The 11571-nt window shown below is 56.1% G+C and carries 12 protein-coding genes; 11 read left to right on the plus strand and 1 reads right to left on the minus strand.

The genetic code is table 11. From position 1 onward, the window contains the following. Positions 1-20: 20 nt before the first annotated feature. A complete protein-coding gene (locus HY298_18755; GenBank protein ID MBI3852300.1) occupies positions 21-1430 on the minus strand; it encodes a mandelate racemase/muconate lactonizing enzyme family protein in 1410 nt (469 codons plus the stop codon). A 315-nt stretch (positions 1431-1745) separates the two neighbouring features. On the opposite strand from HY298_18755, the gene HY298_18760 reads away from it, so the two are divergent. The 11 genes from HY298_18760 to HY298_18810 all read left to right on the plus strand — a co-directional run bounded on the left by HY298_18760 (position 1746) and on the right by HY298_18810 (position 11467). Then, positions 1746-2081 (plus strand): hypothetical protein, encoded by a 336-nt coding sequence (locus HY298_18760; GenBank protein MBI3852301.1) that lies wholly within the window; start codon positions 1746-1748, stop codon positions 2079-2081. Positions 2082-2265: 184 nt separating this feature from the next. Further along, positions 2266-2595, plus strand: coding sequence for a hypothetical protein (locus HY298_18765; GenBank protein ID MBI3852302.1), 330 nt, complete (start codon positions 2266-2268; stop codon positions 2593-2595). A 209-nt stretch (positions 2596-2804) separates the two neighbouring features. After that, positions 2805-3350, plus strand: a complete 546-nt coding sequence (locus tag HY298_18770; GenBank protein MBI3852303.1) for a glutathione peroxidase — start codon at positions 2805-2807, stop codon at positions 3348-3350. A 213-nt stretch (positions 3351-3563) separates the two neighbouring features. Further along, complete coding sequence (locus tag HY298_18775; protein MBI3852304.1) at positions 3564-4142, plus strand: mechanosensitive ion channel; 579 nt, start codon at positions 3564-3566, stop codon at positions 4140-4142. 243 nt (positions 4143-4385) lie between these two features. Beyond that, positions 4386-5792, plus strand: a complete 1407-nt coding sequence (locus tag HY298_18780) for a Gfo/Idh/MocA family oxidoreductase (protein MBI3852305.1) — start codon at positions 4386-4388, stop codon at positions 5790-5792. Positions 5793-6040: 248 nt separating this feature from the next. Further along, positions 6041-6178, plus strand: coding sequence for a 50S ribosomal protein L34 (rpmH, locus tag HY298_18785; protein MBI3852306.1), 138 nt, complete (start codon positions 6041-6043; stop codon positions 6176-6178). 15 nt (positions 6179-6193) lie between these two features. Beyond that, positions 6194-6571: a ribonuclease P protein component gene (rnpA, locus tag HY298_18790; GenBank protein MBI3852307.1), complete on the plus strand. Its 378-nt coding sequence runs from the start codon at positions 6194-6196 to the stop codon at positions 6569-6571. Next, positions 6568-6864, plus strand: coding sequence for a membrane protein insertion efficiency factor YidD (gene yidD, locus HY298_18795; protein ID MBI3852308.1), 297 nt, complete (start codon positions 6568-6570; stop codon positions 6862-6864). The genes rnpA and yidD overlap by 4 nt, the downstream gene beginning before the upstream one ends. A gap of 4 nt (positions 6865-6868) precedes the next feature. Beyond that, positions 6869-8671, plus strand: a complete 1803-nt coding sequence (gene yidC, locus HY298_18800) for a membrane protein insertase YidC (protein MBI3852309.1) — start codon at positions 6869-6871, stop codon at positions 8669-8671. Between the two features lie 39 nt (positions 8672-8710). Continuing rightward, a complete protein-coding gene (locus HY298_18805) occupies positions 8711-9160 on the plus strand; it encodes a KH domain-containing protein (protein MBI3852310.1) in 450 nt (149 codons plus the stop codon). A 312-nt stretch (positions 9161-9472) separates the two neighbouring features. Further along, positions 9473-11467 carry a redoxin domain-containing protein gene (locus HY298_18810; protein ID MBI3852311.1) on the plus strand — a complete coding sequence of 665 codons (1995 nt, stop codon included), beginning with the start codon at positions 9473-9475 and terminating at the stop codon, positions 11465-11467. Positions 11468-11571: the final 104 nt, after the last annotated feature.

The raw sequence follows: 11571 nt of genomic DNA on the forward strand, positions 1-11571 counted from the left end.
GGGCCGTTTTGCGATTCACTTCAACGCGCAAACAACGCCACCGGCTCCGGTAGTTCACGCACGATGGCGTCCAGGTGATATCCGAAACCCGGACCGTTGATCGTTGAAAGGTCCACTTTCCCCTCGCGCCGTCGATACAAACCGGGATGAACTTTCCCCTCGGCGATCGACGCTTCGGGATAGAACTGCATCGCGTTGGTTTCCACGCCCATGATCGTGCCAACGTGCGCCGCCAACAGCAGATGCGGAATCTGCGCGAGCATGGGGTTGGTCAGGTCTTGCACCATCAACGCCATGCCGTACGCCCTGGCCCAGCAACAACTCAGGAGCGCCCCGGTTTGCGTCTTACAGGTTTTCAGTGCCACGCCCGACCAGCCCAATTCGCGGCCCCGCTTCACCAACGCCCAATCATGTGCGCTCTCGTCGAGGAACAGCGGTTTGCGCGCCGACACGCTGTGAACGTCGATCGGGTGGTGTTCCAGATCGTAAGGAAACGGTTGCTCCACGTAGAGAATCATTCCGTAAATGCGCGGCTGCTCGTCGCGCAAACGATCCAGGATGGTGTTGACGTAATCGGGATCGGTCACGGTGCAATTGAAATCCGCCGACAACCAGTCCACGCCATTCTCAACGGCCACTCTGCCCACCTTGACCGTTCGTTGAAAATCCCATTCCGCGTCGTTGCCGCGTAATTTGGCTTTCAGACACTTCAATCCGTCGCGCTTGATCCAATCCTCCAGCAGAACCGGGTAGCCATCGCTTGGCTCAGTGCCGTTCAGTTCCGATTTATCCAACGGGTCCACGCCGCCCACCAGGTGCCACGCGCAAAGTTGATTCGGGCGTTTGGTCAGCAGAAAATCCCGTGGAAATTTTCCTTTGAACGAAACTTTGGCATGTTCATCCGGCGTCAGAAATTCATCCAGGTCGCGAATCAGGAAGGGCGGCCCGTAGGTTTCATACACGGAACGATTGTGCAAATTCCCGTAAGCGTCGTGCACGGCAATGTCGAACGCCGCGCAACAGACCAGCGCCGCCAGCCAGGGCATCGGTTCGCTCGCGTGGCCGGAATGGACATTTTTTTTCTTCAGCAACGCCGGCAGAATGAATTTCTGGAATTCGTGGCCGATCTCGATGGGATGCCCCTTGCCGTCGAACCCGACCCAAGCTTCCGCGAGCAGGATGCAAAATTGTTGGAGCGTGTCCAGGCGCGTTTCATACGGCAGGTTCGCCGGCCAGACCCATTGCGCGCTCAACGGCGTCTCACCCCAACCTTCCGCCGTCCGCCCGGTCTCATCCGCCACCTTGACACAGACGCGCGCGCAAGTGACCTCTGTTACCGTTTCCGTTCCAAACTTCAAAGGTACGCGCGCCTTGACCGGCAAGAAATACAATGACGCGGCAATGATTTGAATGTCGGTGGGTTGCGCCATTGCGCGCATTAAGCCGCAAGCAATCTGGAGAAACAAGCTGCATTTGAATTGGTGAGGAACATCAGGCGGATCTGGACACTGTCTCGGAGCGCGGTTGTGTCGAAGACCAGCCGCAGCAGCTTCGCAACGAATGGCCGTAGGAATAGACCTGATGCCTCTGGGCGTTTGGATATGCTGCGGCTGGTCGAGGACGACACAGCCGCGCTCCGATTCGGTTGCGGTCGGGTGCGCCCAAAGGCATTGATGCACTTTGCCTTACACTTCCCCACAAAGGCGGAAATTTGACACCCACGTCCATCAGGCCGAAATTATACCATGAAAACATTAATCAAGTTGTTCATCATATCGCTGCTGTCAGTCGCCAGCGCCCGGGCAGAGGACCCGCTGGGCGGCAGCGCCAAAGACACTCGAGTGACTGCGCCCGACAAGCAAAAGGCGCAACTCCTCATCAACAAAGCAGCGCCCAACGAAATCAGGGGTAGGAAATTCACATTCCGCGGCGCCTTGATTCAAATAATTAAATCCGGCAACCCGCTCCAACTCATCAATCCGTTTGCGCCGGCGGAGTACGGCTCCGGTTTCGACAACGTCGTGCGCGATCCCATCGACGGCAAAGCCACGGGCATCTCAGTGCTGACGATCGAGCACTAGCTGACGGAATAACGCGGGCCGACGGAACCCCGAAAGGGAAGATTGACCCCGACCACTCATCGGTGTAGCCTGACTTCATGGCCGGAATATATCATGGAACTCGGCTTCCTTGTTACCCATCCAATACCGGATATCAAGGAAATCTTTCCCTCTACATAAATTGTTAGGCCGACTACGACGCGCCATGACTCCTTTCATTATCGTCCTCGCCACCATCACAGCGATAGTGATGCTGGCCGCCAAAAGCGTTGAGTTTGTATCCGCCATCATCAAGTATCGCAAAGACAATCCTACGCCGACAGTTCCGAGTGCGACTTCCAATGATAGCCAGAAGATTTCTCTGAGGCTGCTTTGGCGCGCAGTTGGTGATTTGATGACTTCATTTTTTGCGATTGGCATGGTTGTAGGTCTGATGTTTTTCTCCGGCCCAGCCACCAAAGTAGATGTTGGCTTGGCGGGCCTTGCGATTATTATTTATGTTTCGACATTACGATCAAAACCGTCGGCCTCGTAAGTAACAAGAATTGAGACATTGATTTCCAATGAATTACAAAGCCTTGTTATTTTCGTCGTTGCTCCAACCCAGGGGTGGTTGGTTTGCTAACCATGCGCTGGATTTATTCAGAGGGCTTGGGGAAGTCCGGAGATTGGAAGCAATCGCAGCACCTCGCGTTAATTCCAGGGTTTGACAATTCACGCGATCAAGGTAATTTTTCGCCCACTATGAAAACACTCGTAATCATCGTTGCCTTATTTCTTATGCAAACTGTGGCCGTCCGTGCGGAATCGCTTTACCAGATTCCGGTCAAAGACATCGACGGCAAGGACACTTCGTTGAACGCCTACAAGGGAAAGGTGCTCCTCGTGGTGAACGTCGCCTCCAAATGCGGTCTCACCCCGCAGTATTCCGCGCTCGAAGCCACTCACGAAAAATACAAGGACAAGGGTTTCACTGTGCTTGGCTTTCCCTGCAACCAGTTCCTCAGCCAGGAACCCGGCACCAACGAGGAGATCAAGCAGTTTTGTTCGAGCAAATACAACGTTACCTTCCCGCTTTTTGATAAACTCGCCGTGAATGGGCCAAAGCGTCATCCGCTTTATGTCGCGCTTGCCGGCCCAACCTCTCCGTTCCCCGGAGACATCAAGTGGAACTTCGGCAAGTTCCTCATCGGCCGCGACGGCAAGATCATCAAACGCTTCGAGCCAAAGACCACCCCGGACGCGCCCGAAGTGACGGCGGCCATCGAAGCTGCTCTCGCTGCGAAATAACCAGCTTAGTTTTTCAAGTAAACTGTAGCGGCGGTCTATGACCGCCGCTTTTATGTCCATCGTCGATTTCCGCGTCGCCGGAGGAGTCTCGCTTAAGCAGCAATTCTGGAGGGAGATTTATTTGAACGGGCGACGGACGGATAAGTGTCGAAGAGTCGGAACGCTGGCGAAGCATTCGAGCGGAAAGGATGGTGAGCGAAAATGACCAACACAATGACCAACACGACAAACCTTGTGACCCACCCGATTTCGGACCATTTGTTAGAGCATGCCGCGATCTTCAGCGAAAAACTCGGGGTCAGCCTGCTGATTTTTTTCGGCTTCTATCTCGGCAGCCTCGTGGCCATGAGAATCATCGGCCAGGTTGGAGGAACTTCCGATCAAGGCAGGCGGGACATTCTGAATCTGATCGGCCAGATCGCAAAGATCAGCTTGCTGGTCTTCGGCGCGGTCACGGCGTTGGGAACTCTGGGCGTGAATGTTTCCGCGCTGGTCGCCGGACTGGGCTTGACGGGTTTCGCGCTGGGTTTCGCTTTCCGCGACGCGCTTTCAAATCTGCTGGCCGGAATACTCATCCTATTCTATCGCCCATTTCGCCGCGGAGATTTTATTGCGGTCGCGGGTTTTGAAGGCACGGTGGTGTGTATCGATCTCCGCTACACGACGCTGGAAGGCCAGGGCAAGATATTCCTGATCCCGAATTCCACGTTGTTCACCAATTGCATCGCTTTGACAAAAACCACGGCGATCGCGCCGGGCGCACCGGAAAGTTCTCCGCTCAAAATGGGGTGACACATTAACGACGGCGTGTCCGGGCAGTGCGCTGTAGCGCAGGCGTCCCGGCCTGCGGGTTCTGGCCCCGACAACGGCGTGTCGGGGCCAAGCCCGGTCCACGGGGCGCGGACGCCCCGCGAACCCGCAGCCGAGGACGGCTGCGATACGCGCCCGGGGGCGATGTCAGGATACGCAATTCACAAACGGCAGCCGAATTTTTCTGCTGGCCTGCTATCGTTGGATTGGGCACACTTATTTCCTATGAAACCAACGTCCAAAATTTCTCGTCGCCAGTTCATTGCCACAACTGCGGCTGCGGTTGCGGCGCCAACCTTTATCCCGGCCAGTGCATTGGGAGCAGAAGACCGCCCGGCGGCTTCGGAACGCGTCACCCTCGGCGTCGTGGGCTGGGGCATGCAAGGGCCCGGAAATACCGCCGCGTTTCTGCGCCAGAAGAATTGCCAGGTGGTCGCCGCCTGCGACATTGACAAGAACCATCTGGCCGCCGCGGTCAACACCATCAACAAGCATTACGGCAACACGGACTGCAAAGCGTATCACGACTACCGCGAGTTGATGGCGCGAAAGGATATTGACGCCGTGATGCTCGCCGTGCCGGACAACTGGCATGCGCTCGTCGCCACCGAGGCGGCCAACCACAAGAAGGATATCTACGGCGAGAAACCGCTGGCCCGCACCATCGCCGAACAGCAGGCCATCGTTCGCGCCGTCCAGAAAAACAAACGCATCTGGCAGACGGGTTCGTGGCAGCGGTCGGAAAGACATTTTCGTTATGCCTGCGAGATCGTTCGCAACGGTCTCATCGGAAAGGTCACTCATGTCGAGGTTGGCTTGCCTGAAGGTCATCACGATTTTGCCGGGACCGCGCCGGCGTTGCTTCAAAAATTGGCGAAGCTTTCGACCGACGGAAAACCGTTGAACCCGGCGCAGGTAGTTCCCGGAACGCCCGCGTGGGATCTGGCCGTCACGCCACCGCCCACCGAACTGGATTACGAGACGTGGATCGGTCCGGCGAAGATGGAGCCGTACATCGAAGCGCGCGTTCACAAGAACTGGCGTTGGAACTACAACGTCGGCGGCGGCCAGTTGCTCGACTGGATCGGACATCACTGCGACATCGCCCATTGGGGACTCGGCTTCGACAACGACGGCCCTTCCGAGATCGAGGGGCACGGCGAGTTTCCTCCAGCGAACGCCATTTGGAACACCTGCACCAAGTATCGCATTGAGCTGAAGTATCCGCAGAATATCACCATGACGATTGCCGGCGGCTACCCGGAGATCAAGAGCGGCACCAAATGGATCGGCACCGACGGCTGGGTCTGGGTGGATCGCAGTAACAGGTTGGCAGCTTCCAATGAAAAATGGGAAGAGGCGCGGAGTCTCCCGGAAGAGCAACGGAAAGTAAAACTCTACGAATCAAGAGATCATTGGGGCAATTTCATTGATTGCGTGAAATCGCGTCAGCCAACAATCACGCCAGTCGAAACCGCGCACCACTCCGCGCTCCCCGGTCATCTCGGCCTTATCTCGATGCTCATGGGCCGCAGGATCAAGTGGGATGTGAAGAAGGAACACATCATCGGCGACGAGGCCGCGACCAAACTGCTCACGCGCGATTATCGGAATCCTTGGAAGTTGAGTTGAGCGGTGCGACGAGGTGGGAGTTCAAGCTACAGCTTGCCGAACATTGCACGACACCTCCTGACACGCTAAAGCGTGAACTCCAACATTTTGTCTGACTCGCATTTCGAACCCGCGCCGGCGCGGGTCGGGAGCTTGACACTCGTTGCTTCGCTGTTAGTCTCTCGCGTTCCGTGAAGAACACGGAGTGCTCCCTGAACAATGTTTCATCCGGGCACAGTGGCGATTGCCACAGAAAAGTTTACTGATTTATGAAACGTCAATATCAACCGTCGAAGATCCGGCGCAAACGGCAGCACGGATTTTTGAATCGCAGTTCCACCAAGAGCGGACGGGCCACGCTGGCCAATCGGCGTCGCGAGGGCCGCAAGCGTTTGACGCCGGTTTAAGCGAAGGCTGGCGCCATGGCCGAGGAGCCTTCAGCCCGTCTCCCATTCGGACGCAAAATGCGTCTCAAGCAGCCGCGTGAATTTTCGCGTGTCCGGCTCGAAGGCCGGCGGCTGGCGCTCGGTTGTCTGATCGCCAACTGGCGACCGCTGCCGCCGGAGTCGCCGACGCGACTGGGCGTGATCACGGGGAAGAAAATCGGCAACGCCGTGGCGCGCAATCGCGCCCGCCGGTTGTTGCGGGAAACGTTCCGTCTGCACCAACATGAGTTGCGGCAGCCGCTCGAACTGGTCTTGGTGGCGCGGGATTCGATTGCGGCGAAAAAATTTGCGGACGTGGAAAGGGATTATCTGGCCACGTTGCGGAAAGCGGGACTGCTGAAGGAAACAGAGTGAATCCGGCTCAACACATTTTGGTTTTCATCCTGCGCATCTATCGATGCGTGTTTTCGCCCATGATCAAGGCCGTGTTTGGTCCGGCGGGGGGATGTCGCTTCACTCCGACGTGTTCGCAATATGCTATGCAGGCCGTTCAGATTCACGGCGCGCTGCGCGGCAGCGCATTGGCCGGGCTGCGCTTGTGCCGATGTCATCCGTGGGGCGGCAGTGGGCACGATCCGGTGCCGGAAAAGGATTTCACTTCTCACTGGCACGGTCGCGAAAGACGTGTGTTAAAACTCAAATCTTGAAGGCATGGATCGCACGTCAATTCTCGTTGTGGTTGTCTGTCTTGCCTTGATGCTGCTTTGGATTTTCGTACTCGTACCGCGGCTCGCTCCAACTGAACCAATGCCGACCGTGGTGACGAACGCTGTGGTTGCTGGGCAAACGCCCGTCACAACCAACGCAACCCAGACAGCGACCTCTGCTTCGCCAGCGACAAACGTTACCGCTCAAATTTTTGTCCGCCCAGACGCGCCCGAGGAATTGCTGGTGGTGACGAATGACAACGCCCGCTACACGTTCACTTCGCACGGCGGCGGACTGAAACTGGTGGAACTGGTTCACTACCCGGAGACGGTGAGTTGTTACCGGAAACAGGCTTCGACGACGAACAAGCTGGCGACCTTGAACACCGCGGCACCCGTGCCGGTTTTGACGCTGCTCGGCGATGCCGCCCTGTACGGCGACGGTGTCTTCACGTTGACGACAAACGCGATGGGAGTTCGCGCGGAAAAAAAATTACCCAACGGACTAAGCTTGGTGAAGGAATTCCAACTCAGCAGCAACTACCTGATAACCGCTTTTGTTCGGCTGGAAAACCAGTCAGCCCGGCCGCTTTCTGTGCCGTTGCAAGAGTGGGTCGTCGGCACGGCCACGCCGATGGGGCCGCTGGATAATGGCCAGGTCGTGGGCGTTGATTGGTATAATGGCACAAAGTCCGAGTCGGTGACCGAAGGCTGGTTTGCCAACCGCACGCTCGGTTGTTTTCCTGGCACGCCGCGCACGGAATATCGTGGTGGTGCCAGCAATGTTGTTTGGGCAGCCGTCCACAACCAATTTTTCACGCTGGCGGTCATGACCTCCACCAACGAACCGGCCAGCGAGGTGATCGTGCGCCGGATTGATTTACCGCGCCCGAGCAAAGAGGAAGTCGCCGCCAATTCCAAGACGGTCGCCGAGCCGCATGGTTATCAAACTTCATGGCTTTTACCGGCGATGACTTTGTCGGCCAATCAAAAGATCGAACGCCAGTTCACCCTGTACGTCGGGCCGAAGGAATATCGCACGCTGGCGCGGATCGCCGCGAAGTTTGATAACAACCTCGACCTCGTCATGGGCTTCGGCGTCTTCTTCGGGTTTTTTGCCAAAGCGCTCTTGCTGGCGATGAACTGGCTGCATCACGGACTCGGTCTGGCCTACGGAGCGGCCATCATCGCCATCACCGTCATCATCAAAGTGGTTTTCTGGCCGTTGACCAAGGCCAGCACGCGGTCAATGAAAAGGATGCAGGCGTTGCAACCGCAGATGAAAGCGCTCCAGGACAAATACAAGGACGAGCCCGCCAAGATGCAACAGAAGCTGATGGCGTTCATGAAAGAGAACAAGGTCAGTCCGCTGGGCGGTTGCCTGCCGATGGTGCTGCAGATTCCGGTGTTCTTCGGATTTTACACGATGATCCGCAGCGCGATCGAGTTGCGCGGGGCGCACTTTCTCTGGGCCTGCGATCTGTCCAAACCGGATACGGTCTTCATGATTCCGGGTTTCAATTTTCCATTGAATCCGTTGCCGCTCATCATGGGGGCAACCATGCTTTGGCAGACCAGTCTCACGCCGGTTTCGCCGGGCATGGACCCCGCCCAACAAAAGATCATGAAATACATGCCGCTGATGATGGTGGTTTTTTTGTATAATTTTTCCGCTGGATTGGCGCTTTACTGGACGGTGCAAAATCTGTTAACCATTGCGCAAATGAAACTGACCAAAACCAGCGACCCGACGCCTGCCACGGTCAAACCGCCCGCGCCGGTCGCGCCTCAGAAAAAGAAAAAATAATTAACTTTTAACTTTCAACTCTCAACCCTCAACCAACCGATGCCTGTTCAATCCAAAGCCATCCTCGAAAAATTACTGGCGCTGCTCGGCTTCGACGCGACGGTGGAAGAGCATCCGCTGGAAGACGGCCCATTGCTCGACGTGAAAACGGAGGATTCGGGTCGGCTCATTGGTCGCCAGGGCCAGACGCTTGCCGACCTCCAATACATTACAAATCGTTTGTTGTTTCAGCAGGACCCGAGTTCGCCCAAAGTGATGGTGGACGTAGGTGGTTACCGCACACAGGCGCGCGAGGCGTTGGTCAAGAAAGCTCTCGAAGCCGCCGAGAAAGTCCGCCGTTGGGGTGATGTAGTGGAATTGGAACCGTTGAGTGCGTTCGACCGCCGCATCGTCCACAACGCCATCAAGAACGATCCCACCATCGAAACTCACAGCGTGGAAGTGGAAGGCACGACGAAGAAAGTCGTGCTGTTGCGGCCCAAACATTAAGACCGTTTTCCCCAGTCACAGCCCCGGCTCCCGGCAACGGGGTTGCGTCTTCAACTCTCGTTCGCGACCTTCTTCTTTTCATAAAACCAGACTTGCATGTATCCAGGTTTGCTGTGAGAGTGGGGTTACCTCAGCAAGCAATCTACTGATCGAAAGCGAACCAACGCCAGGATTGGAAGTAAACAAAACGGTTGAATGCAGCGACTGCAAATCATCACTAGATTGAAAAAGGAGCGCGAAATGAAAGCAGAACGAAAAGTTCGGGAAAACAAATTGTTCAAGGCTGCATCTGCTGCTATAATGCCTCCATCCATGCGAATGATAAAATCGTTTACCGTTGCCGTACTGAGCATGATCCTTGGCGGATTGGGCCAGGCCCAGCCAACCGTGGTGGGCATCGACCGCAACGCCGGCCTCTCCCGCATCACCGTCCAAGGCGAGGCCAATCGCGATTACACGATCCTCGCCAGCGACCTGTCACCTACCAATTGGAATTTCCTGGCCACCTTGACTCTGACCAACTCTTCCCAATCCTGGTTTGACTCCGCCTCGGCCACGATGCCAGGACGTTTTTATCGGGCGATGAAACTGGACACACCGGTGATTCCGGAATTCGCGGATGATTTCCGGCTGATCGATCACCAAGGAGTTTCCCGTGCACTTTATTATTTCGAGAACGACTCCACCGTCAAAGCCGTGGTGCTGATCTTCACCGGCAACGGGTGCACCAACGTGCAGCAAATGATTTCCTCCATCAAATCCTTGCGCGCCCAGTTCACCCCGCAAGGCGTCGTTTTCTGGATGGTTGATGCCAACTCCGCGGACAACCGCTCCAACATTGTGGTTGAAGCCAACGCGCAGGGCATTGATCTCCCGATTCTCCACGACCGGGCGCAACTCGTCGCCAACGCCTTGCACGCCACGACCACGCCGGAAGCGGTGGCCATCGACAAGGTGGGCTGGGTGGTCTTCTATCGCGGCGCCATCGATGATCGAATTGGCGGCAGCACCAACGTCACGACGCAATATTATCTGAAGAACGCGTTGACCGATTTTCTGGCGGGTCGGACGGTATCCCCGCGTGCGACCCAACCGAAGGGCTGCGCCATCACGCTGAACTCGATCCCGACGCCTTCCTATTCCACGGACATCGCGCCGCTGCTGCAGTCCAAATGTGTCCGCTGCCACAGTGTGGGGAACTTTGCACCGTTCCCAATGACCAATTACGACATCGTGCAATTTGAGGCGCAGCAAATGCGGGTTGAAGTTTTGGCGGGCCGCATGCCGCCCTGGCACGCCGACCCTTACTACCAAAGTTTTACCAACGACATTTCGTTGACGACCAACGAAGCCGCCATGCTGGTGAAGTGGGTTGATGACGGCGCACCACGCGGAGGCGGCCCAGATCCGCTTACCAGTGCGCCTCCTCCTCCCGATTACCCATTCGATTGGCCCACCTCCTTGGGCACCCCGGACATTATCATCCCGGTTGGAAACCAGATGATCACCAACTCTGGAACCATCCCTTATCGCACTGTGAACTACACGGTCAACCTAGGTTCCAATATATGGCTGCGCGCGGCGGTTGTTCGGCCTGGCACTGTTCCGGTGGTGCATCATATTCTGGCGTATCAAAAAGGAGTGGATAATACGCTGTACAGTTTTCTGACTGGTTATGCTCCCGGTTCCTACTTGGGGGCGTTTCCCGCGGGCACTGGAAAACTACTCACTAATGGCACGGCGCTTCAGTTTCAATTGCACTATACTCCAACTCCCGCATACCCCATTGGACTCGTAACAAACGATAATAGTTACTTGGGACTTTACACCATGGCGGCCCCACCCACTTATCCTCTGATTCAATCTTCAGCGCCCGGATTGTTTTCGGTACCTCCCAACACAACCGACTATCAGGCCGTTACTGAATCGTCAGCATTTGGGACGAACGTCAGGTTGTATGAGTTCAGTCCGCACCTGCACTCCCGGGGTTTACGTTTCAAGTACGAAGCCATTTACCCTGGGGGACATGTTCCAGCCAGCGAAGTGCTGCTTTCGGTTCCTTTCTATGTTTTTCATTGGCAAACGGCTTACCGTCTGGCGCAACCGAAGGATTTGCCCGCCGGCACCAAGATTCGTTGCACCGCCGGCTGGGACAACTCCGTCCAAAATAAAGAATTGATGGAGCTCTTCACGGACCCCGACAATCCCAATAATTTTCAGTATGATCCGAATCGGACGGTGGGTTGGGGTGACCAGACTTGGGATGAGATGTTCATCGGTTACTTCAACTACGTGGTCTTGCCATGAGGTGAAGGAGTTGCAGGCAACCAAACACTTTCCACCGGCGAGTTCACCCTCATCGAGACCGTAGCGAACAAAGGTCGGCATTCAACAAGAATGCTGGGAAAAGA

This window comes from Verrucomicrobiota bacterium (genome assembly GCA_016200005.1).
Taxonomy (GTDB): domain Bacteria; phylum Verrucomicrobiota; class Verrucomicrobiia; order Limisphaerales; family PALSA-1396; genus PALSA-1396.